This is a genomic window from Rhizobium sp. Rhizsp82 (assembly GCF_047325115.1).
Lineage (GTDB): Bacteria > Pseudomonadota > Alphaproteobacteria > Rhizobiales > Rhizobiaceae > Rhizobium.
This window is the reverse complement of sequence record NZ_CP168571.1, coordinates 1,575,399-1,598,082: the sequence shown is the minus strand read 5'-3', so window position 1 is coordinate 1,598,082 and position 22,684 is coordinate 1,575,399. Positions and strand designations below refer to the sequence as shown.

22 protein-coding genes are annotated in these 22,684 nt (G+C 62.6%); 17 read left to right on the top strand and 5 right to left on the bottom strand.

The window, feature by feature from the left end:
• Positions 1-66: 66 nt before the first annotated feature.
• The 3 genes from ACEN84_RS31625 to ACEN84_RS31615 are packed head-to-tail and all read left to right on the top strand — an operon-like array spanning position 67 to position 2,982.
• Positions 67-975: a carbohydrate ABC transporter permease gene (locus ACEN84_RS31625; RefSeq protein ID WP_112712442.1), complete on the top strand. Its 909-nt coding sequence runs from the start codon at positions 67-69 to the stop codon at positions 973-975.
• Positions 972-1,859, top strand: coding sequence for a carbohydrate ABC transporter permease (locus ACEN84_RS31620; RefSeq protein ID WP_413711885.1), 888 nt, complete (start codon positions 972-974; stop codon positions 1,857-1,859). The genes ACEN84_RS31625 and ACEN84_RS31620 overlap by 4 nt, the downstream gene beginning before the upstream one ends.
• A 46-nt stretch (positions 1,860-1,905) precedes the next feature.
• The gene (locus ACEN84_RS31615; RefSeq protein ID WP_413711884.1) at positions 1,906-2,982 is read left to right on the top strand and encodes an ABC transporter ATP-binding protein; all 1,077 of its coding nucleotides are present in this window, start codon (positions 1,906-1,908) and stop codon (positions 2,980-2,982) included.
• A gap of 30 nt (positions 2,983-3,012) precedes the next feature.
• Here the strand turns inward: ACEN84_RS31615 and ACEN84_RS31610 are convergent, their stop codons facing one another.
• Together ACEN84_RS31610 and ACEN84_RS31605 are read right to left on the bottom strand one after the other, a co-directional pair.
• Positions 3,013-4,044, bottom strand: a complete 1,032-nt coding sequence (locus tag ACEN84_RS31610; RefSeq protein ID WP_413711883.1) for an aldo/keto reductase — start codon at positions 4,042-4,044, stop codon at positions 3,013-3,015.
• A 97-nt stretch (positions 4,045-4,141) separates the two neighbouring features.
• Positions 4,142-5,287, bottom strand: coding sequence for an alpha-hydroxy acid oxidase (locus ACEN84_RS31605; protein WP_413711882.1), 1,146 nt, complete (start codon positions 5,285-5,287; stop codon positions 4,142-4,144).
• Between the two features lie 322 nt (positions 5,288-5,609).
• On the opposite strand from ACEN84_RS31605, the gene ACEN84_RS31600 reads away from it, so the two are divergent.
• From ACEN84_RS31600 to ACEN84_RS31590, 3 genes are read left to right on the top strand one after another with little or no spacing between them, the layout of a single operon-like run.
• Positions 5,610-6,164 carry a MaoC family dehydratase gene (locus ACEN84_RS31600; RefSeq protein WP_112712434.1) on the top strand — a complete coding sequence of 185 codons (555 nt, stop codon included), beginning with the start codon at positions 5,610-5,612 and terminating at the stop codon, positions 6,162-6,164.
• 6 nt (positions 6,165-6,170) lie between these two features.
• Positions 6,171-7,331: a CaiB/BaiF CoA transferase family protein gene (locus ACEN84_RS31595; RefSeq protein ID WP_413711881.1), complete on the top strand. Its 1,161-nt coding sequence runs from the start codon at positions 6,171-6,173 to the stop codon at positions 7,329-7,331.
• Positions 7,328-8,458 carry an extracellular solute-binding protein gene (locus ACEN84_RS31590; protein ID WP_413711880.1) on the top strand — a complete coding sequence of 377 codons (1,131 nt, stop codon included), beginning with the start codon at positions 7,328-7,330 and terminating at the stop codon, positions 8,456-8,458. Before ACEN84_RS31595 ends, ACEN84_RS31590 begins: the two co-directional genes overlap by 4 nt.
• A gap of 54 nt (positions 8,459-8,512) precedes the next feature.
• On the opposite strand, the gene ACEN84_RS31585 is transcribed toward ACEN84_RS31590, so the two are convergent.
• Complete coding sequence (locus tag ACEN84_RS31585; protein WP_413711879.1) at positions 8,513-9,352, bottom strand: amidohydrolase family protein; 840 nt, start codon at positions 9,350-9,352, stop codon at positions 8,513-8,515.
• Positions 9,353-9,406: 54 nt separating this feature from the next.
• A complete protein-coding gene (locus ACEN84_RS31580; RefSeq protein WP_112712426.1) occupies positions 9,407-10,192 on the bottom strand; it encodes an IclR family transcriptional regulator in 786 nt (261 codons plus the stop codon).
• Positions 10,193-10,359: 167 nt separating this feature from the next.
• On the opposite strand from ACEN84_RS31580, the gene ACEN84_RS31575 reads away from it, so the two are divergent.
• From ACEN84_RS31575 to ACEN84_RS31530, 10 genes are all read left to right on the top strand, one after another.
• Positions 10,360-11,670, top strand: coding sequence for a sugar ABC transporter substrate-binding protein (locus ACEN84_RS31575; protein WP_413711878.1), 1,311 nt, complete (start codon positions 10,360-10,362; stop codon positions 11,668-11,670).
• A gap of 122 nt (positions 11,671-11,792) precedes the next feature.
• Positions 11,793-12,686, top strand: coding sequence for a carbohydrate ABC transporter permease (locus ACEN84_RS31570; protein WP_130280031.1), 894 nt, complete (start codon positions 11,793-11,795; stop codon positions 12,684-12,686).
• 3 nt (positions 12,687-12,689) lie between these two features.
• Positions 12,690-13,556 (top strand): carbohydrate ABC transporter permease, encoded by an 867-nt coding sequence (locus ACEN84_RS31565; RefSeq protein ID WP_413711877.1) that lies wholly within the window; start codon positions 12,690-12,692, stop codon positions 13,554-13,556.
• 6 nt (positions 13,557-13,562) lie between these two features.
• Positions 13,563-14,660 carry an ABC transporter ATP-binding protein gene (locus ACEN84_RS31560; protein ID WP_413711876.1) on the top strand — a complete coding sequence of 366 codons (1,098 nt, stop codon included), beginning with the start codon at positions 13,563-13,565 and terminating at the stop codon, positions 14,658-14,660.
• Between the two features lie 16 nt (positions 14,661-14,676).
• Positions 14,677-15,789, top strand: a complete 1,113-nt coding sequence (locus ACEN84_RS31555) for a mandelate racemase/muconate lactonizing enzyme family protein (RefSeq protein ID WP_413711875.1) — start codon at positions 14,677-14,679, stop codon at positions 15,787-15,789.
• An 11-nt stretch (positions 15,790-15,800) separates the two neighbouring features.
• Positions 15,801-16,130 (top strand): L-rhamnose mutarotase, encoded by a 330-nt coding sequence (locus tag ACEN84_RS31550; protein ID WP_130280023.1) that lies wholly within the window; start codon positions 15,801-15,803, stop codon positions 16,128-16,130.
• Positions 16,123-17,202, top strand: a complete 1,080-nt coding sequence (locus tag ACEN84_RS31545) for a Gfo/Idh/MocA family protein (protein ID WP_413711874.1) — start codon at positions 16,123-16,125, stop codon at positions 17,200-17,202. Before ACEN84_RS31550 ends, ACEN84_RS31545 begins: the two co-directional genes overlap by 8 nt.
• Before the next feature lie 4 nt (positions 17,203-17,206).
• Entirely contained in the window at positions 17,207-17,662 is a 456-nt protein-coding gene (locus tag ACEN84_RS31540; protein WP_112712410.1) for a MaoC family dehydratase, read from the top strand.
• Positions 17,663-17,666: 4 nt separating this feature from the next.
• Positions 17,667-18,401, top strand: a complete 735-nt coding sequence (locus ACEN84_RS31535) for an SDR family oxidoreductase (protein WP_413711873.1) — start codon at positions 17,667-17,669, stop codon at positions 18,399-18,401.
• A gap of 29 nt (positions 18,402-18,430) precedes the next feature.
• Positions 18,431-19,276, top strand: a complete 846-nt coding sequence (locus tag ACEN84_RS31530) for a fumarylacetoacetate hydrolase family protein (RefSeq protein WP_413711872.1) — start codon at positions 18,431-18,433, stop codon at positions 19,274-19,276.
• A gap of 66 nt (positions 19,277-19,342) precedes the next feature.
• Here ACEN84_RS31530 and ACEN84_RS31525 read toward each other — a convergent pair whose 3' ends face one another.
• Complete coding sequence (locus ACEN84_RS31525; protein WP_413711871.1) at positions 19,343-21,244, bottom strand: potassium transporter Kup; 1,902 nt, start codon at positions 21,242-21,244, stop codon at positions 19,343-19,345.
• 297 nt (positions 21,245-21,541) lie between these two features.
• Here ACEN84_RS31525 and ACEN84_RS31520 point away from each other — a divergent pair, with 297 nt between their 5' ends.
• Positions 21,542-22,681, top strand: coding sequence for a sensor histidine kinase (locus tag ACEN84_RS31520; protein WP_413711870.1), 1,140 nt, complete (start codon positions 21,542-21,544; stop codon positions 22,679-22,681).
• Positions 22,682-22,684 lie beyond the last annotated feature (3 nt).

The window sequence follows — 22,684 nt, the reverse complement described above, 5'->3', positions numbered from 1 at the left end:
CAGATATGCCGCGACCGGCGGGGCGCTCTGGCGCCCTGCCAATTCTCGAATGACGCTGGAGGAAATATGTCGGGCGCATCCTCGGACGCACAGCCGGGCAGGGTCTATTGGTTCTACCTCATTCCCGGAATGCTTGGCTTCGTCACCATCATCCTCGTCCCCTTCGTCATGAATCTGATGATCAGCTTCACGACGTGGAAGGGCATCGGCATCCCGAAATTCGCCGGTCTGCGCAATTACGAGCGGCTGCTGACGGATGACACGTTCTGGCATTCGCTGGTCAATACGGCCGCCTTCGTCTTCGCCATGGCGATCATCCCGACGGCGATCGGGGTGCTGCTTGCGGCACTGCTCTTCGACTATATCAGCTCGCGCTTTTCCAATGCGCTCGCCAGCTTCTTCCGCGCGGGCTTCTATCTGCCGCAGATCCTGCCGGTCTCGGCCGCGGGTATCCTCTGGGGCTGGATGCTGAACCCGTTCGGCATCGTCAACGCCATGCTCGATGCCACCGGTCTCGGAAGCCTGAAGCAGAACTGGCTCGGCGAACCGCAGCTGGCGCTATGGGCGATCATGGTCGTCATGGTCTGGCTGCAGCTCGGCTATTGCCTCGTCGTCTTCATGTCGGGTCTCGCCCGCGTCGATCCCTCGCTGCAGGAAGCCGCCGAACTCGATGGCGCCGCCTGGCTGCCGCGCTTCTGGACGATCACCGTTCCGCTTCTGAAGCCTGAGATTTTCGTGGTCGGCCTGACGACGACCATTGCCGCGCTCAAGGTTTTCGCGCCGATCTTCGTGCTGACTTCGGGCGGGCCTGACAACGCCACGATGGTGCCGTCGCAGATGTCCTACCACGAGTTCTTCGCGACCAACCGCGTCGGATATGGTGCGGCCATCACCACGGCGCAGATGCTGATGACCCTCGTCATCTGCTTCATCTTCATCCGCATCCAGGCACGCCATACGGAGAATGACCGATGAGTGAAGCGGCGATCGCGCTCGATACCTCCAGCAAGGCGGCACACGCGACATCGGCAGGATCCATGTATGGACCGTCGCGCTGGTGGGTACTGGCTGCCATCTCCTTCGCGCTCATCCTATTCCTCTGCCCCTTCGTGCTGGCCTTCACCAATGCGATCAGGACGCCTGAGGATTACGGCACCTGGGGTCCGCTGGCTTTCCCGCGCAGCTTCGATCTGACGGCACTCAAGACCTTCTGGAACAATGTCGATTTCACGCAGAAGCTGATCAACAGCACGATCATCAGCGCATCGACGGCCGTCATTGCCGTGCTGCTGAGCCTGCTCAATGCCTATGCCTTCGGGATCGGCCGGGTGAAGGGCAGCAAGTATATGCTGACCATCCTGCTCGTCGGCATCATGATCCCGCATGAATCGCTGGTCTATCCGATCTATTATCTCTCGAAGGCGGTCGGGCTTTTCGACACGATCTGGTCCGTCATCATCGTCTTCTCGGTGCTGCAGAGCGCCTTCGGCACCTATCTTCTCTCCTCGGTCATGACCGCCTTTCCGCGCGAGATCATCGAAGCCGCCGAAATGGACGGCGCGACGCCGTGGAAGATCCTCTGGACCATCGTCGTGCCGATGCTGATGCCGACGCTCGCCGTGCTCGCGACCTTCTTCTTCATCTGGACGTGGAATGAGTTCCTGCTGCCGCTGGTGCTCTTGGTCTCCAACTTCAACCAGACGGTCTCTGTCTCCATGGGCGTGCTCAACGGGCAATTCGTGCAGACGCCGACGACGACAGCCGCAGCCGCCCTGCTGGGCATTGCGCCGACATTGATCTTCTTCCTGATCTTCCAGCGCACCCTGACGCGCGGCATCGCGGTGGGGGCCGTGAAATGATGGCAATGACAAATCCGCTCTTCGTTCCAATCACAGGTCGCCGCGCATGAACCAGGATATCCAGATCGAGCTTTCGGGAATCGAGAAGCATTACGGCGCCTACCACGCCCTCAAGAATATCAATCTGACGATCCCGAAGGGGCAATTCGTGGCGCTGGTCGGCCCCTCCGGCTGCGGAAAGTCGACGTTGCTGCGCTCGCTCGCGGGGCTGGAACGGATCACCGGCGGCACGATGAAGATTGCCGGCGACGTGATGAACGACGTGCCGCCGCGCATGCGCGACATCGCCATGGTGTTCCAGTCCTACGCGCTCTACCCGCATATGACGGTGGAGCAGAACCTCACTTATTCGCTGCGGATGCGGAAGGTCCCGAAGCCCGAGGCAAAGCGCAAGGCTGAGGAAGTGGCGGCGATCGCCGGCTTGAGCGGTCTCCTGGACCGCTATCCCCGCCAGCTTTCGGGCGGCCAGCGCCAGCGTGTCGCGATGGGCCGCGCCATCATCCGCAATCCCAAGGCCTTTCTGTTCGACGAGCCGCTTTCCAATCTGGATGCTGCATTGCGCGTCTCGATGCGCAAGGAAATCCGCGCCTTGCACGACCGGCTGCATGCGACATCGGTCTATGTCACGCATGACCAGATCGAAGCCATGACGATGGCTGACCATGTCGTCGTCATGCGCGACGGCATCATCGAGCAGCAGGGCAAGCCGCTCGACCTCTATGACCGGCCGGCCAACAAGTTCGTCGGCGGATTCATCGGCTCACCGGCAATGAATTTCGTTCCGGCCGTCGTCGGTGAAGACGGACGAAGCCTGGTCCTGGATTTCGGCACGGTGAAGCAAACCATCGCCTCCGGCCACCAGCTGCAGCCGGGCCTCAAGGTGACGGCAGGACTGCGGCCCGAACATCTCGGCATTACCGGCCAGGGGCAAGGTACCTTCGACGTGCCGGTCGCCTTCGTGGAATCGACGGGCTCGTCGACCTTCGTCGCGACGGCAACCACGCCGGAGCTGACGATCGTCCAGACCGGCCGCAGCGGCGCGCATGCCGGCGAAACCATCGGCGTCACCGTCGATCCCGCCCATCTTCATCTTTTCGACGAAACGAGCGGCGTCAGGCTCTGACGCCGCTCTCAATCTTCAGTGAACCGGGCTTCAGCGCCCGCCTTCCATCTTGCGATGGCGCTGGTTGGTACCGTTGACGCCGTAGGGATATTGGCCGGGCGTCGGCGCGCTGATGTCGGTCAGGCGCTGCGTTTCCTCATCCGAGAGCGTCAGCTTGGCGGCGCCGAGATTGTCGGCGAGCTGCTCCGTGGTGCGGGCGCCGAGAATGACCGAGGTGACGGCCGGGCGCGCCGCGACCCAGGCGAGTGCAACCTGCGCCATGCTGACACCGCGTGCCCTCGCGATTTCCTCGACAGTGGCGATGATATCCCAGGTGCGCTCTTGCGCATTGCGGGCCTCATAGGCCTCGCCGCCACGCTTCGGGTTTTCACCGAGACGTGTGGCACCGGTCGGCATCTGGTCGCGCTTGTATTTGCCGGTCAGCCAGCCGCCGCCGAGCGGCGACCACGGAAGCAGGCCCATTCCGGCATCCTGGCAGGCGGCGACGATCTCGAGCTCGATATCGCGCATCAGCAGATTGTACTGCGGCTGCAGCGTGACCGGGCGCGTATAGCCCTGCGCCTTGGCGATCTCGGAGGCCTTGGCGATGTGCCAGCCGACATAGTTCGAGAAGCCGTAATAGCCGATCTTGCCGGCCGAAACGGCATCGTCGAGGAAGCGCAGCGTCTCCTCGATCGGCGTCAGCGCGTCCCAGGCATGCATCTGGTAGAGATCGATATGATCGACGCCGAGGCGTTTCAGCGAGGCATTGAGCGCGGCATGCAGATGCTTGCGCGACAGGCCGATATCGTTGGGTCCTTCGCCCATCGGGAAGCGGCCCTTGGTGGCGATCACGGCCTGCTTGGCCTCCGTAGGCCGGGCCTTCAGCCAGCGTCCGGTGATCTCTTCGGAGACGCCGGCGCTGTAGACGTCGGCGGTATCGATGAAATTGCCGCCCCAGGCGAAATAGTCGTCGAGCAGCTTGTGCGAAGTGGCTTCATCCGACTCCGCGCCGAATGTCATGGTCCCGAGGCAATAGGCGGTCACGATCGTGCCGCTCGGGCCGAGCTTGCGATAATCCATTGAAAATCCTCCATTTCAAAAGACATGGCAAGCTACCGCGCCGTGCCGTCACACACAACGCTTGCTCTCTCAATCGTGAACGGCTGGAGGGGCCGGATTAGCGAAAACGGACGTTCGCGCGGGTCAGCTGATCGATCGACGAGCAGCCCATCAGCTTCATGCCGCGCTCAAGCTCGGCCTGCATCAGCGTCAGCGCCCGTTCCACCCCGGCCTGGCCGGCACCGGCCAGCGGGAAGAGATAGTAGCGGCCGAGGCCGACGGCCTTGGCGCCGATGGAAAGAGCCTTCAGTACATGCGTGCCGCGCTGCACGCCGCCATCGATCATCACGTCGATCTTGTCGCCGACGGCATCGACGATTTCAGCCAGCTGGTCGAAGCCGCTGCGCGAGCCGTCGAGCTGGCGGCCGCCGTGGTTGGACAGAACGATACCGGTGCAGCCGATATCGATGGCGCGCTTGGCGTCCTCGACGGTCATGATGCCCTTGAGGCAGAACTGGCCGCCCCAGGTCTTCACCATTTCGGCAACGTCGTCCCAGTTCATGGCGGGATCGAGCATCTCGGTGAAGTAGCGGCTGATCGACATGGTGCCGCTGCCCATGTCGACGTGGCTGTCGAGCTGCGGCAGCTTGAATTTCTCATGCGTGAAGAAATTGAGTGCCCAGCCCGGCTTGACGGCGAATTGCGCGATGCCCGCGAGGTTCAGCCGAAAGGGGATGGAGAAGCCGGTGCGCTTGTCGCGCTCGCGGTTACCGCCGGTGATGCTGTCGACGGTCAGCATCATCACCTGCACGCCCGCTTCCTTGGCGCGCGCCATCATCTCGCGGTTGAGGCCGCGGTCCTTGTGGAAATAGAACTGGTAGACCTGCGGCGCGCCGCTGATCCGCCGCGCTTCCTCGAGGCTCACCGTGCCGAGCGAGGAGACGCCGAACATCGTGCCGAACTTGCCGGCGGCACGCGCCACCGCGCGCTCGCCCTCGTGATGGAACAACCGCTGCAGCGCCGTCGGCGAGCAATAGACCGGCATCGCCAGCTGCTGACCCATGACCGTGACCGACATATCGACATTGCTCACGCCACGCAGAACGCTCGGCAGCAGATCGCAGCTTTCGAAGGAGGACGTGTTGCGCCGGTAGGTCACCTCATCGTCTGCCGCGCCATCGATATAGTTGAAGATCGGGCCGGGAAGGCGGCGCTTCGCGAGGCGGCGGAAGTCGTGGAAGTTATGGCAATCCGTAAGGCGCATGTTTTGGACCAGAATCTCGTTGTCGCAGGGCTCTGCTTGCTTGGGATCGATCGGCGGCGCATCCCACTATGGATGGGGTTACGCTGCCCTGTTTCAGGACTTTGGCGCGGCGCGGCTGAAGATATCAAGGCCGCTACCGCGTTTATACACATGGATGCGGCGCGGTCGACGAATCTGCGGCTCTCATTCTCTCTCTCTGCCTCCCAGCGCTCGCGGCATTCACGCCGCGCCTTCTGTCTTGGCACAAACTTACGGGACTTGCAAAGATCACTCATATGTGAAAATGATCTTCACATAAGAAAACTCATTGCCGGGAGGAGGCATGATCGTGGGCCAGGAGCCGACAGTCGGGATTTCGTCCACGCATCCGTCGGACATGCCGCAGGCGCATGCCGATCTGCCGGTCTGGAATGCCGAAAACTGGTTCTATGAGGACTGGCCGGAGGGCCAGAAGATCCGCTCGCTGCGCCGCACGATCGGCGAGAGCGACAGCCACCTCTTCAATGTGCTGGTGACCGACATCCATCCCTATGTGCAGGATCAGATGTTTGCGGAGAAGGAAGGCGTCTTCGGGCGCCGGCTCGTTGCCGGTGCCTTCGTCTTCTCGGCCGGGCTCGGGCTTGTCGCCACCAACTGCGTCAACGCCTTTTCCTACGGCTACGACAAGCTGCGCTTCATCAAGCCGGTCTTCATCGGCGACACGATCTACACGATCCGCACCAACCTCGACAAACGCCCCCGCTACAAGGAGCTCGGCCTGATCAGGGCGAGCTACGAAGTCTTCAAGGGCGAGGGCGAACTGGTGCTCTACTGCGAGCACCTGCAAACCGTGAAATACAGGAACCCGGCCGATTTTGCCGGCCAGACAGAAAAGTAAGATGCAATGACGCAATCCAGCGATCTTCCCCTGAGCGGCCTTGTCGTCGTCGACATGAGCCAGTTCCTCTCCGGCCCCTATTGTTCGTTGCGCCTGATGGATCTCGGTGCGCGGGTCATCAAGATCGAGCGGCCCGACGGTGGCGATCTCTCGCGCCGGCTCTATCTCAGCGACACGGAAATCGGCGGTGACTCGACGATCTTCCACGCCATCAACCGCGCCAAGGAAAGCCTGGCGATCGACCTGAAGAACGAGGCCGACCTGAAGGCGCTGCGCACGCTGCTCCTGAAGGCCGACGTGCTGATCCAGAACTTTCGCCCCGGTGTCATCGAGCGGCTCGGCCTGCATTATGATGCGGTGAAAGAGATCAACCCGCGCCTCGTCTATGCGTCGATCAGCGGCTATGGCGAGGAAGGCCCCTGGGTGAAGCGTCCTGGCCAGGATCTTTTGGCGCAATCGCGCTCCGGCGTGATGTGGCTGAATGGCGATGAGGACCAGGGACCGGTGCCGTTCGGTCTGGCGATCGGCGATATGCTCGCCGGTGCCGCCGCCTGCCAGGGCATCCTGGCGGCCCTCGTTCGCCGGGGGATCACCGGCAAGGGCGCGCATGTCGAGACCAGCCTGCTCGAAGCGCTCGTCGACTTCCAGTTCGAGGTGCTGACCACGCATCTGAACGATGGCAAGCGGCTGCCGAAGCGGTCGAATTTCCGCAGCGCCCATGCCTATCTCGCCGCTCCCTACGGCGTTTACGCAGCTGCGGACGGCTATCTGGCGATCGCCATGACGCCGATCCCGAAGCTTGCCGATCTCCTGGAGATGCCGGAGCTCGATCGCTATCGCGACGATCCCTCGAGCTGGTTCCAGCAGCGTGATCTGATCAAGGAACTGATCGCCAGGCGTATTGCCACGAAGACCATCGACGAGTGGCTGGCGATCCTGGAGCCCGCTGATATCTGGTGCGCCAAGGTCCTGAACTGGAACGAACTGATGGAGAGCGACGGCTTCAAGTCGCTCGACATGTTGCAGACGGTGACCCGCGAGGACAACGTTTCCATTCTGACCACCCGCTCGCCGCTCCGCGTCGATGGCGCCCGGCCGGTCTTTCATCGCGCTGCGCCGCGTATCGGAGAGCATAGCGCGGCCATCCGCGAGGAGTTCGGGCTATGAGCAAAATCACGCTGAAGGGAATGACCTGGAACCATCCGCGTGGCTACGACCCGATGGTTGCCTGCTCGCTGCTGTTCGAGGAGCAGACGGGCACTGCAATCCATTGGGAGAAGCGGTCGCTGCAGGACTTCGAGACCTATCCGGTCGAGGAACTGGCGCGCGCCTATGACCTGATCGTCATCGATCATCCGCATGTCGGGCAGATCACCGGCGAGAAGTGCCTGTTGCCGCTCGATGTGCCCGGCCGCGAAGCCGAGCGCGAAGCCTTGAAGAAAGGCAGCGTCGGCGCCTCCTATCCGAGTTATCTCTGGGACGGGCGCCAATGGGGCTTCCCGATCGATGCCGCAACGCAGGTGCAGGCCTACCGTCCGGACAGGATCGAAAAGCCCGCGGCGACCTGGCAGGAGGTTCTCGAGCTCGCCCGAAAAGGGCAGGTGCTGCTGCCGCTCCGCCCCCCGCATACGCTGATGACCTTCTACACGCTGTCGGCCAATCGCGGGCATCCATGCCGGACGGAAGCCGGTCAACTGATCGATCCCGCCGCTGGCGCCGAGACGGTCGAGATGATGCGGGAGATTGCTGACCGCATCGATCCCGAATGTTTCGAGATGGATCCGATCGCGGTCTTCGAGCGCATGGCGCTTGCCGATAGCGCGATCGCCTGCGTGCCGTTGATCTACGGCTACATCAATTATTCGATCCGCGGTTTCCGGGAGAGCCTGATCAAGTTCGCCGACATTCCAGTCGCCGGAAATCTCGGTCCGGTCGGTTCGGCGCTGGGTGGCACCGGCATTGCGGTTTCGGCCTTCTCAAGCCATCCGCAACAGGCGCTCGACTTCGCCTACTGGATCTCCGGCGCCGACATCCAGCGCAGTCTCTATACGAGCTCAGGCGGTCAGGCCGGGTATGCAGCGGCGTGGGAAGACGACGCGGCGAATGCGGCGACGGCGGATTTCTACCGCGGTACCCGCGCCACCCTCGAGGGTGCCTGGGTCCGGCCCCGGCACGACGGCTACATGGCGTTCCAGCAGCGGGGATCGGACAGGTTGAATGAAGGCCTGAAGGGGAAACAGAGCGCAGCCGTTATCGTCGCCGATCTGAACAGGCTCTTTGCAGAGAGCTTCTGAAGCCCTGCTATCGTGGCGCCCGGTTCCGTGTCCGGCAGCGAGCGCCACGTCCTGTTAAGCGAGATTCCAGAGCTTCCTGGCGTTGCCGGAGAAGACCTTCGTCCGCTCGCTCTCGCTATTGGCTGAAAACAGCGCATGGGTCGTCGCGACCCAGGTCGAGAGGCCGCCGCCCAGCGTGCAGACCGGCCAGTCGCTGCCCCAGACGAGGCGATCCCAGCCAAAGCTTGACGTGACATGCTCGACATAGGGCCGCAGCGTCTCGACGTCCCAGGTCCCGGCATCGGCATAGGCGACGATGCCCGAGACCTTGCAGATGACGTTCGGCCGCTTGGCCATGTCCCGGATGCCGTCGTTCCAGGCGTCGTATGCGCCGCTGCTGATCGCCGGAACGCCGCAATGATCGAGGATGAATTGCACATCCGGCGCCAGATCGACGAGCGCCATCGCCCGCGTCATCTGATGCGGCAAAACGCAGAGGTCGAAGGTCAGGCCGGTGCCCGACATGCGCTTGATGTTTTCGCGAAACAGGGCGCCTTCGGAGAGATCGTCCGGAACGACGTGGAGAACGCGCCGGAAGCCCTTCACGAAGGGATCGGCCACCTGACGCTCAAGATAGGCCGCGAAGCCTTCCTCCTCGGGGCGGCAGGAGGCGATGACACCGCGGATCAGATTGCCGTCGCCCTGCGAAAGCTCACGGACGACGTCCGTCTCCCGCTGGATTTCGCCGGGATAGACGTCCACTTCCATATGCAGCGCCGCATCGATGCCGCAGCGGCGGGCTTCCGTCGCATAGGTGCTGTAGAGGAAGTCCTGATTGAGCGCCGGGACGCCGGAGAGCCAGGGATAGTTCAATTTCGACTTGTTGATCAGGTGCAGGTGGGTGTCGATAAGCAAAGCGTCCTCCCCGTTTTGCGGCTTATGCAGAGATCATTCAGGTAAGAAATAGGCCTAGAACTTCACGTTGACATCGGATCCGACGAGCAGCGACAGCTGTTCCGCCGTCTTCTGCAGGTGGGTGATCGTACGGGTGATGTCAGGTGCGCTCGGCGCGTTGACCAGCGCGATATAGGGGCAGGTGAGAGCGGCGATGCCGCGTCCGTCCGGTCCCAGGATCGGTGCCGAAAGGTTATAGACGCCGGCCGTCTGGGCGCTGGCCATCATCTCGTAGCCCCGCTCGCGGATTTGGTCGAGCCGCTCGTAGAATTCCGGCGTCAGCCGCGGGTCGTCCTTGCTGCGCACATGCTCGGCGATCATCAGTTCGCGCTCTTCGGCATCCCGGAAGGCCAACAGGACATGGCCGGAGCCGGTGTCGAACAGGTTCACATGCGAGCCGACGCGGATCGAAATGCCCCAATAGTCAGGGGCTTCCTGCTGAGCGATGACAACGGCATAGCCGCGGTCGAAGACGGCGAGATGGTTTGCCTGCCGGCTCTTCTGCGCCAGATCGCGCATCAGCGGCGTCGCGAAGGAGGCCAGGCGGCGGGTCGGCGCATGCAGCTGCGACAGGCCGAAGAGCTTCAGCGTCAGCGCAAAGCGATCGCCTTCCAGCTTCGTCACATAGCCACGGCGCACCAGGCGGTCGAGCATGCGGTAGAACTCGTTCGGGCTGCGGTCGAGCCGCTTCGATATTTCCGCCTGCGTCAGGCCGTCCTCGACGCTGGCCAGCAGTTCCAAAATGTCGAGACCCTTGTCGAGCGCCGGGGCGCGGTAGCGGTCTGCGTCATCCATGTCCATGTGCGATCTCCCATGAATGATAGTTGCATATACGCAGACGGACCATTCGAGAAGGGAAAGTTCCGCTTGACGCAGGAACTTTCTTGTCGTTTGTATATAAACATAAAACTCATATGTGAGGAGAGTCGGCGAGCTTGAACAAGGTCGCCGTTGTGGAGGAGAGGAATATGAAAAGATTGATAGCCAGCCTCGCGGCTGGGATTTCGCTATTTGCATCCGTGGCCAATGCGGCCGATCTGCCGGGCAAGTTCGAAGGCGTGACCATCGATGCCAAGCTGATCGGCGGCCAGCAGTACGAGCCGCTCTATGCGCGCATCGCCGAGTGGGAGAAGGAGACCGGCGCCAAGGTCAACGTTCTCTCGAAGAAGAACTATTTCGAGCTCGACAAGGAAATGAAGTCGGACCTGGCTTCCGGCGACGTCAAGTGGTGCGTCGGTTCCAACCATTCGTCCTTTGCGCCGATCTACGAAGGCCTCTATACCGACCTGAAGCCGCTTCTGCCGGCCGATGAAATCGCCAAGTTCGTTGACTCGACGATCTCCGCTTCGACGATCGACGACAAGCTGGTCATGCTGCCGCGCGCCCAGTTCGACGTGTCGGCCATGTATTACCAGAAGAGCCTCTATACCGACGAAGCCAAAAAGAAGGCCTTCAAGGAAAAGTACGGCTACGACCTGACGCCGCCGGACACCTGGAAGCAGGTTTCCGACCAGGCGATCTTCTTCTCCAATCCGCCGAATTTCTTCGGCACGCAGTTCCCCGGTAAGGAGGAGGCGATCAACGGCCGCTTCTTCGAAATGCTGGTCGCCGAGGGCGGCGAATATCTCGACAAGGACGGCAAGCCGGCCTTCAACTCGGATGCCGGTGTTCGCGCGCTCGACTGGTTCGTGAACATGTACAAGGCGAAGGCTGTTCCGGCCGGCACGACCAACTACCTCTGGGATGACCTCGGCGCCGGCTTCGCCTCGGGCACCGTGGCGCTCGATCTCGACTGGCCTGGCTGGGCTGCTTACTTCAACGACCCGAAGAACTCGAAGATTGCCGGCAATGTCGGCGTGATCGTCCAGCCTGCCGGTTCTTCCGGCAAGCGGACCGGCTGGTCTGGTCACCACGGCTTCTCGGTCACCGAAGCCTGCGAGCACAAGGATGCGGCGGCCTCGCTCGTCTGGTTCCTCACCAATGAGGATTCGCAGAAGATCGAAGCTGCCAACGGTACCCTGCCGACCCGCAAGGCGGTCTGGGATTGGGATATCCAGCAGGCTGCAAGCGACCCTTACAAGAAGGAAGCTCTCGGCGCCTTCCAGGAAGCCATGAAGCATGCCTTCCCGGTTCCGCGCACGCCTGAATGGATCGAGATTTCCAACGCGGTCTATCCGGAACTGCAGTCGGCCATCCTTGGTGACAAGACCTCCAAGGAAGCTCTCGACGCTGCCGCCGACAAGGCGACCAACATCCTCAAGGACGCTGGCGCTCTCTGAGCCTGTCATAACAGGTCCCGCATCCGGAAACGGGTGCGGGGCTTCATTTTTGGAAGACCGGAGCTTCTTGCAGGCTCCCTCCTGCAGTCCAGGCGCCGGATATGGCGTGGACAGGTCGCTCGATGTTCAAAAAAATTCCGACACCCATTCTTCTGCTTCTGCCGGCCATCATCGTGCTGGCGGCAGTCGTCTTGGTTCCCCTGCTGCTTTCGCTTTATTCCAGTTTCACGCCGTTCCGGCTGACTCGGCCGCAGACGCTCTACGTCTTCGTCGGCCTGCGCAACTACATGCGCATCCTCACCGATCCGGTGTTTCTCGCCGCTTTCGTGCGCACCGTCGTACTGCTGACGATCGCGCTGAATCTCGAAATGCTGCTCGGTCTCGGCCTGGCGCTGCTCGTCAACAAGGCGACCATGGGCCAGCGCGTGCTGCGCACCATGATGATGTTCCCGATGATGTTTTCGCCGGTGCTCGTCGGCTTCCAGTTCAAGTTCATGTTCAACGACAATGTCGGCCTGATCAACAATGCCCTGCAGGCGCTGGGGCTGACCGACAACGCGATCCCGTGGCTGATCGACGGCAATCTGGCGCTGTTTTCGATCGTCGTCGCCGAGGTCTGGTCGTCAACGGCGGTCTTCGCGATCCTGATCCTGTCAGGGCTGCTCGCCATGCCGCAGGAGCCAGTCGAGGCCGCCCGCGTCGATGGCTGCACACCCTGGCAGACCTTCCGCTATGTCATCTGGCCGTTCCTGATGCCCTTCGCCTTCATCGCCATGACGATCCGCTCGCTCGACGTCGCGCGCGCCTATGACATCGTCAAGATCATGACGGATGGCGGTCCGGCGCGGCGCACCGAACTGCTCTGGACGCTGGTCGGCCGCACGGCCTATGCCGATGCGCAAATGGGCCTTGCCAATGCCATGGCCTATGTCTCGATCATCCTGTCGATCGCCTTCACCGTCTATTTCTTCCGGAAGCTGGCGCTCGCCCGCACCCAAATCGGCGCGGAGTGGTAAGCCATGGATCTCAACGCACAACAACGCCTGCGCCGCCGTATCGGCCGTGTCCTCTATCTGATCGGCCTCTTCCTGGCGATGCTCGTCATCTGCCTGCCGGGCTTCTGGATCGTGCTCAGCTCGCTGCGCCCGCCGGTCGAAATCATGGCGAAACCGCCGGTCTGGATTCCGAACGAGCTGTCGCTGGATGCCTACCGCGCGATGTTCTCCGGCATCGGCAAGGGTGGCATTCCGATCTGGGACTACTTCCGCAACTCGCTGATCATCTCGATCACCTCGACGGTGATCGCGCTGGCGATCGGCATGTCAGGCGGTTACGCCTTCGCGCGCTTCCGGTTTGCCGGCAAGTCCGCGACCTTCCTCGGCCTGATGCTGACGCGCTCAGTACCGGGTATCGCGCTGTCGCTGCCGCTCTTCATCGTCTATTCGCGCATCGGCATCATCGACACGCATTTCGGCCTGATCCTGACCTATGTGGCGCTCAACGTGCCCTTCACGATCTGGCTGATCGACGGCTTCTTCCGCCAGGTGCCAAAGGATCTGGCGGAAGCCGCGCAGATCGACGGCTGCACCCGCTGGCAGGCCTTCTGGAAGGTCGAGTTTCCGCTGGCCGGTCCCGGCATCGCCTCGGCAGGCATCTTCGCCTTCCTCACCTGCTGGAACGAGTACGCACTCGCCTCGCAGCTGACGCGCTCGGTCAACTCGAAGACCCTGCCGGTCGGCCTCCTCGATTACACGGCGGAGTTCACCATCGACTGGCGCGGTATGTGCGCGCTCGCGGTCGTCATGATCGTCCCGGCGCTGGCGCTCACCTTCATCATTCAAAAGCATCTCGTATCCGGCCTGACATTCGGCGCGGTCAAAGGTTGATTTCCCATGGCTCAGGTCTCCCTCAAGAAACTCGTCAAGCGCTACGGCGCGCTCGAAATCGTCCACGGCATCGATCTTGATATTGCCGACAAGGAGTTCATCGCGCTCGTCGGTCCGTCCGGCTGCGGCAAGTCGACGACGCTGCGCATGGTTGCCGGTCTGGAGCCGATTTCCGGCGGTGACATCGAAATCGGCGGCCGCGTCGTCAACGATCTGGCGCCGCGCGACCGCAATATCTCGATGGTCTTCCAGTCCTACGCGCTCTATCCGCATATGAGCGTGCGCGAGAACATGGGCTTCTCGCTGAAGATCGCCAAGGTGCCGCAGCCCGAGATCGACCAGCGCGTCAACGAGGCCGCGGCGATCCTCAGTCTCGAAGCTCTGATGGACCGCCGCCCGGCACAGCTCTCCGGCGGCCAGCGCCAGCGCGTCGCCATGGGCCGCGCCATCGTGCGCAATCCCGAGGTTTTCCTGTTCGACGAGCCGCTGTCGAACCTCGACGCCAAGCTGCGCACGCAGATGCGCACCGAGATCAAGAAGCTGCACGCCAAGGTGCAGGCAACGGTCATCTACGTCACCCACGACCAGGTGGAGGCGATGACGCTCGCCGACCGCATCGTCATCATGCGCGATGGCTACATCGAGCAGGTCGGCACCCCGGATGAAGTGTTCAAGCGTCCGGCAACCCGCTTCGTCGCGGGCTTCATCGGCTCGCCGCCGATGAACATTCTCGATGCCACCGTCGATGGCGACAGCGTCGTCTTCGCCAACGGCGATCGCCTGCCGCTGCCGGCGAAATTCAAGAGTGCGGTGACGCAGGGCCAGAAGGTCACCTTCGGCCTGCGCCCCGACGATCTCTTCCCGACCGGTCACGGCCTGGTCACGGGAAGTGCATCTGAGGTCCACGAGGCGAGCCTCCCCGTCAGCATCACCGAGCCGCTCGGCAACGAGACGCTCGTCTTCGTCGAATTCGCCGGCCGGGAATGGGTGGCGCGCATGCTCAATCCGCGGGCGCTGGCGACAGGCGAGCAGATCAAGATGAACTTCGACCTGTCACAGGCGCATCTGTTTGCAGCCGATACCGGCAAAAGCCTGGCAATCTGAGGGGGAGGAGAGAGACATGGCCCGCATCGAGAAGATTGAAATCCGCATGGTCGACCTTGCTCCCAAGGTCAAGCGTACGGATGCCATCCAGAGCTTCGTCAGCCAGGAAACCCCGATCGTCGTGATCACCGATTCCGACGGCGCGACCGGCATTGGTTACAGCTACACGATCGGCACCGGCGGGTCGTCGATCATGCGACTGCTGTCTGATCACCTTGTCCCGCTGCTGATCGGCGAGGATGCGGATTGCATCGAGGCGATCTGGCACAAGATGGAATTTGCGACGCACGCGACGACGATCGGTGCGATCACCGCACTGGCGCTTGCCGCCGTCGATACTGCTCTCTGGGATCTCCGGGCCAAGAAGCAAGGACTGCCGCTGTGGAAGCTGGCGGGCGGCGCCAAGGATAGCTGCCCGCTCTACACCACCGAAGGCGGCTGGCTGCATATCGAGAAGGAAGCGCTGGTCGAAGACGCGCTGCTGGCGAAGTCGAAGGGCTTTTCCGGCTCCAAGGTGAAGATCGGCAAGCCGCATGGCGCCGAAGACTATGCGCGCCTTTCGGCGGTGCGCGCCGCTGTCGGCGACGGCTTCGAGATCATGACGGATTGCAATCAGGGCTTCATGGTCGATGAAGTGATCCGCCGCGCCGCGCGCCTCAAGGAACTCGACCTTGCCTGGATCGAGGAGCCGCTGCCGGCTGACGATCTCGATGGCCATATCCGCCTGTCGCGCTCGACTGCGACGCCGATTGCCGTCGGCGAGTCGATCTATTCGATCCGCCATTTCCGGGAATATATGCAGAAGGGCGCCTGCTCCATCGTCCAGGTCGATGTTGCCCGCATCGGCGGCATCACGCCCTGGCTCAAGGTCGCGCACGCTGCCGAGGCCTTCGATATCCCGGTCTGCCCGCACTTCCTGATGGAGCTGCATGTCAGCCTGGTCTGCGCGGTGCAGAACGGCAAATATGTCGAATACATTCCGCAGCTCGATCAGCTGACCACCAAGGGCATGGAGATCCGTGACGGCCGCGCGATCGCGCCGTCCGAACCGGGCCTCGGCATCAGCTGGGATTGGCAGGCGGTCGAGGCTCGCTCGATCAAGGAATTCACCCGAGAGTTTCGCGGCTGAGGAGAGTGGCCATGCAGCGCATGGGAATGGTTGTCGGGCTGAAGCCCGAGAAGATCGCGGAGTACAAGGCCCTGCACGCGGCCGTCTGGCCGGAGATTCTGGCGCTGATCTCCGAATGCAACATCAGCAACTATTCCATCTTCCTGAAAGAGCCTGAAAACCTGCTGTTCGGCTACTGGGAATATACCGGCGACGACTTCGACGCCGACATGGCGAAGATGGCGGCGCATCCGAAGAACAAGGAGTGGTGGGCCGTCTGCATGCCGCAGCAGCAGCCGCTCGAAACCCGCAAGCCGGGCGAATGGTGGGCGATGATGGAGGAGGTCTTCCATCATGACTGAGGCCTTCGATCCAAGCCGTCTGCGGCAATCATGGCCGCGCCCGGCCAAGCCCCGCCCGATCGTCATTTTCGGCGCCGGAAGCATCGTCGGCGACGCGCACCTTCCGGCCTACAGAAAGGCTGGCTTCCCCGTTGCCGGCATCTTCGATCCCAATCATGCCAAGGCGAGCGCCGTTGCAGAGCAATGGGGCACGGTCGCCTTCGCCTCTGAAAACGAAGCGCTCAAGACCGAAGGCGCGATCTTCGATCTGGCGACCCCGCCCGCCGCCCATGCCGCAATCCTGTCGAAGCTGCCGGAAGGATCCTTCGCGCTGCTGCAGAAGCCGATGGGCAGCAATCTGCAGGAGGCGACGGAGATCCTGTCGCTTTGCCGGTCCCGCGGGATACAGGCCGCCGTCAATTTCCAGCTGCGTTTCGCGCCGATGATGCTGGCGCTGAAGGATGCGATCGCCGGGGGACATCTCGGCGAGGTCGTCGATTTCGACGCCTGGCTGGCGCTGGCGACCCCGTGGGGTCTCTGGCCGTTCCTGAAGGGCCTGCCGCGCATCGAGATCGCCATGCACTCGATCCATTATCTCGATGTCGTCAGGGACCTGCTCGGCAATCCGCTCGGTGTCCACGCCAAGACCATCGGCCATCCGAACCATGAGGTGGCGCAGACGCGCACCGCCGCGATCCTCGACTATGGCGACAGGATCCGCTGCGCGCTCTCGATCAACCACGATCACGATTTCGGCCGCCGGTTCCAGGCCTGCGAATTTCGTATTTGCGGAACGCAGGGTGCTGCCTACCTGAAGCTCGGCGTCAATCTCGACTATCCGCGCGGCGAGCCGGACGAACTCTGGATCAAGGCCGATGGCGTTACCGATTGGGTCTCGGTGCCGCTCGAGGGAACCTGGTTTCCGGATGCCTTTGCCAATCGCATGGCAAACCTGCAGCGCTTTGCCTCCGGCGAAGACGATGCGCTCATCGGATCCGTCGAGGACGGATGGCAGACGATGGCGCTCGTCGAAGCCGCCTATCAATCGAGCGCGAGCCCGGCGACGCCGCTGAGCCCGCTGCCGAAGGAGTGATCCCGTGTCCGAACAGACCATCCATTACGAAGACTACGCGCTGAACGCCGTTCGCACGACGACGGGACGCACGATCACCGAGACCGACTTCGTCGTTCATGCCGGCCATACCGGCGATTTCTTTCCGCATCACATGGATGCCGAATTCGCCAAGACGCTGCCCGGCGGCCAGCGCATCGCCCATGGCACGATGGTGTTCTCGATCGGCGTCGGGCTGACGGCGACGCTGATCAACCCGGTCGCCTTCTCCTACGGCTACGACCGCCTGCGCTTCGTCCGCCCCGTTCATATCGGCGATACGATCCGCACCCGCGTGACGATCTCCTCGAAGGAAGACGATCCGAAGCGACCGGACATGGGCCGCGTCGTCGAGCGTTGCGAAGTGCTGAACCAGCGCAATGAAGTCGTGCTCGCCGCAGACCACATCCTGCTCGTCGAGCGCAAACAGAAACAGGGATAGAACCATGACACAGGATTTGGCCGGCAAGACCGTTCTGATCACCGCCGCAGGGCAGGGGATCGGCCGGGCCTCGGCGATCGCCTTCCATCAGGCCGGTGCCACGGTGCACGCGACCGATATCAATACCGAGACGCTGGCGCAGCTTAGCGCCGAGACCGGCGTCGCCACCCACAAGCTCAACGTCCTCGACGAAGCGGCAGTCAATACCTTGGTCGCCGAAATCGGCCGGGTCGACGTGCTCTTCAATTGCGCCGGTTTCGTCCATGCCGGATCGATCCTCGAAATGAAGGACAGCGATCTGGAATTCGCCCTCGACCTCAACGTCAAGGCGATGATCCGCACCATCCGTGCGGTGCTGCCCGGGATGCTGGAGCGCAAGGACGGCTCGATCATCAACATGGCTTCGGTCGCCTCGAGCATCAAGGGGGTGCCGAACCGCTTCGCCTACGGCGTCACCAAGGCGGCCGTCATCGGCCTCACCAAGTCGGTCGCGGCCGATTATGTGGCGCAGGGCGTCCGCTGCAACGCCATTTGCCCCGGCACCGTCGAGAGCCCGTCGCTGCAGGATCGCATGAAGGCGCAGGGCGATTACGAGACGGCACGCGCCGCCTTCATCTCCCGCCAGCCGATGGGACGCTTGGGGTCACCGGAGGAGATCGCCGAGCTCGCCGTCTATCTCGCCGGCGCCACCTACACGTCCGGCCAGGCCTACGCCATCGATGGCGGCTGGACGATCTGATTTCCGGAAGACAACAGAATGGAAGCATCATGAAATTTCTTCGTTACGGTGAAGCCGGCCAGGAAAAGCCCGGCCTTCTCGATGCCGGTGGCACGATTCGCGATCTCTCGGGCCATCTGGCCGATCTCTCCGGCGCAGCCCTGAACCCCGATCGCCTCGCCGAACTGTCGCGCATCGATGCGAGCACGCTGCCGGCGGTCGACGGCAATCCGCGGCTCGGCGCCTGCGTGGCCGGTACCGGCAAGTTCATCTGCATCGGTCTCAACTATTCCGACCACGCCGCCGAGACCGGCGCCACCGTGCCGCCGGAGCCGATCATCTTCATGAAGGCGACCTCCGCCATCGTTGGTCCCAATGACGATCTCCTCATCCCGCGCGGCTCGGAAAAGACCGACTGGGAAGTCGAGCTCGGCATCGTCATCGGCAAGACCGCGAAATATGTCAGCGAAGCCGATGCACTCGATTATGTCGCCGGCTATTGCACGATCCACGACGTCTCGGAGCGCGCCTTCCAGATTGAGCGTTCTGGCCAGTGGACCAAGGGCAAGTCCTGCGACACGTTCGGTCCGACCGGTCCGTGGCTGGTCACCAAGGACGAGGTTCCCGATCCGCAGAACCTCGGCATGTGGCTGAAGGTCAATGGCGAGACGATGCAGAACGGCTCCAGCAAGACCATGGTCTATGGCGTTGCCTATCTCGTCTCCTATCTCAGCCAGTTCATGTCGCTGCACCCGGGCGACATCATCTCGACGGGCACACCGCCCGGCGTCGGCATGGGCATGAAGCCGCCGCGCTATCTCAAGGCAGGCGACGTCGTCGAACTCGGCATCGAAAAGCTCGGCAACCAGCGCCAGGCCGTCAGGGCGGACATCTGACAGCTCCAGGCTGCCGGTGAGCAAGAGGCGGGGCACGAGCTCCGCCTCTTTCATTTTAAGAAGATGTCAGATCGTCGTCTGCAGCCCGAGTTCGACGACGCGGCCGGATGGCAGGCCGAAATAGTCGGTCGCATTCCCGGCATTCTGGGCGAGAACGATGAAGAGGCGGTCCTGCCAGAAGGGCATGCCGCCCTTCTTCGACGGCAGGAGCGTCCGCCGCGACAGGAAGAAAGAGGTCGACATGATGTCGAACTTCAGGCCGAGCTGGCGCACGAGCACGAGCGCGCGCGGGATGTTCGGCGTCTCCATATAGCCGAAGGTGATAATCAGTCGGCTGAACAGCGGATTGAAGCTCTCGAGGAAGATCTTCTCGTCATCAGGCACGAACGGCGTTGTCGCGGTGATGACGCTGAGGATGACGTTCTGTTCGTGGATCACCTTGTAATGCTTGAGGCTGTGCAGCAGCGCCGTCGGCGCACCCTCGACATCGCTGGTCAGGAAGATCGCAGTGCCGGGAACGGTCGGTGGCCGCTTCTGCGCGAGACGGTCGATGATCGACGCGAGCGGGATCTCGTCTGCCCTGGTGCGGGCAATCAGCAGACGGCGCCCCGCCATCCAGGTGTACATGATCAGCCCCATCGTCGAAGCGACGGCAACCGGCACCCAGCCGCCATCGGCGAACTTGGCGACATTGGCGATGAAGAAGCCGCTGTCGATGAGGAACAGCGGCACGACGACGGCAGCGGCGGTTATCGGTTTCCAGTTCCAGATGCGGCGCATGACCACGAAGAGCAGCACGCTGGTGATCACCATCTCGCCGGTCACGGCAATGCCGTAAGCAGCCGACAGCCCACTCGAATTCTTGAAATAGAGCACGAGCGCGACGACGAAGATAAACAGGAACGAGTTCACCTGCGGCATGAAGATCTGCCCGGAATGGGTCTCCGAGGTGTGCAGGATCTGCAGGCGCGGCAGCAGATTGAGGTGCATCGCCTGGCGCACCAGCGAATAGGCGCCCGAGATCACCGCCTGGCTGGCAATGACCGTCGCGGCGGTCGCAAGGCAGACCATCGGCACGCGGGCCCATGGCGGATGCATGCCGAAGAACGGGTGCGCGGCCATCTCAGGATTGGCCAGAACGAAGGCGCCCTGTCCGAAATAGTTGAGCAGCAGGCACGGAAAGACGAGGCAGAACCATGCCATGACGATCGGCTTGCGGCCGAAATGGCCGAGATCGACGTAGAGCGCCTCGGCGCCGGTGACGGCGAGGAAGACAGCGCCGAGAACGGTGATCGTCAGGCCGACATTGCTTGCGGCATAGGTGACCGCGTGAACGGGGTTGATGGCGCCGAGGACGGCCGGATCGTCGAGGATATGAATGCCGCCGCTGATGCCGAGCACGGCGAACCAGAGCGCCATGACCGGGCCGAAAACGGACGCCACGCCGCCGGTACCGAAACGCTGGACGAAGAACAGGACGGCGATGATCGTCAGGGTGATCGGCACGATCCAGTCGGACAGCGCCGGTGCCACCACCTGAATGCCCTCGACCGCCGACAGCACGGAAATCGCCGGCGTGATGATCGCGTCACCCAGGAACAGCGAGGCACCGGCGACGCCAAGCACGAGCACCCAGACCGGACGCCCGGCAAGGCTCTGGCGCGCGAGCGTCATCAGGGACAGCGTGCCGCCTTCGCCTCGGTTATCCGCCTTCAGAACGAAGGTCACGTATTTGACGGTGACGACGATCGTCAGCGCCCAGACGATCAGCGAGAGGATGCCCAGCACGTTGTCGCGATGCGATCCTGATCCCGCCGTCGCATGCAGCGCCTCTCTGAAAGCATAGAGCGGACTGGTGCCGATATCGCCATAGACGACACCCAAGGCTGCCAGAACGAGCGCGGGCAGACCATTTCGGGTCTCGTGTCCCAGCTCGGGATCTTCGGATCGCAATTGCGGGAATGTCAACGAAGGGGTCCTGTTTCGAGCTTCGTGTCAGCGAAGCAATGGCTGCTGCCTTGCGGCGATATGATTGATATCGGCAAACGCCTGATGTGCAAAGCTTCGAGACGGTCCATACACAATCAGCTTTCCAACGCCGTGGCCGGATTTTCGTTGCGTCGCATGCGCCGGTTGCGGCAATTTTGGAGGGCGATATCTTTGAAAATATAAATCGATCCGGTTGTTAGACGTATCCCATCAAAACCTGTAGGATGCCACCTTGAGTGGTCGAGAAGCGGCCGCCGGCCCCGGAAGGAGGCCGCTATGACACCCCTGGATTACACAGATCAGCAAGCGACGCCGCTCGCCGTCCTGACGCACGCGATTGCGCAGCTTGCCGGCGCGCGCGACGCCAGCCATGTCGTCGGGATCATTCGCGCCACCGCGCGCAGCATGATCGGCTGCCAGGGCATCGCGGTGATCCGGAAAGAGGATGACCTCTGCCACTATATCGAAGAGGATGCGATCGGCGCGCTCTGGAAGGGACAGAAATTCCCGGCATCGGCCTGCGTCAGTGGGTGGGCGATGGCCGAGCGCAAGACGATCGTCATTCCCGATATCGACCACGAGGACAGGGTTCCGCGGGAGCTCTATCAGGACACGTTCGTCCGGGCGATCGCTATGACGCCGGTTCGGCCGCAGGATCCGATCGGTGCGATCGGCGCCTATTGGGCGGCGCCCTATCAGCCGACGAGGATGGAGATCGAGATTCTCGAAGCGCTGGCAAGTGCGGCGGCAACGGCGATCGAAAACGTCCGGCTGATCGTCGCGCTGTCAGGCGCGCTGGAGGAAGCGGAACTCGCCCGCGATGAGCTGCGCCACCGGGTCAAGAATGCCTATATGGGTGCGCAAAGCCTGGCGAAGCTCTCGATAAAGGGCGAAGCCGCCGACGATCTCGTCGGGCGTATCCAGGCCCTTTCGCGCGCTCATTCGCTGCTTGACGAGCGCATGTCGCGGGATGCCAGCATCGACATCCGCGATCTTATCGAGATCGAGGTCGAGCCCTACAGGAAGACGGCGCCGGGGCGGATCGTGCTCAGCGGCCCCTCGATGGAGATCGACAGTACCCGGGCCGTGCCCTTGGGGCTCTCTATCAACGAGCTTGCAACGAACGCGCTGAAGCACGGCGCGCTGTCGATCGAATCGGGCACGGTCGAAATCACATGGTCGCGGAATGGCGAGGCCATTTCTCTCTCGTGGATCGAGACGAATGGACCGCGCGTTGGAAATATCGGCCGGACCGGGGAGGGATCGGGCCTGCTCGCCCGCCTCGTCGAGCGCCAGCTTCGCGGCACGCTGGAGCATATTTTCGATCCCGCGGGTGTCCGCTGCCGGATTGCCTTCCGGCAGGGCGAGCATCCGCGCGTACCGGTGGGCGTTTCCCTCCCGGTGGCCGGTAAGTAGCGC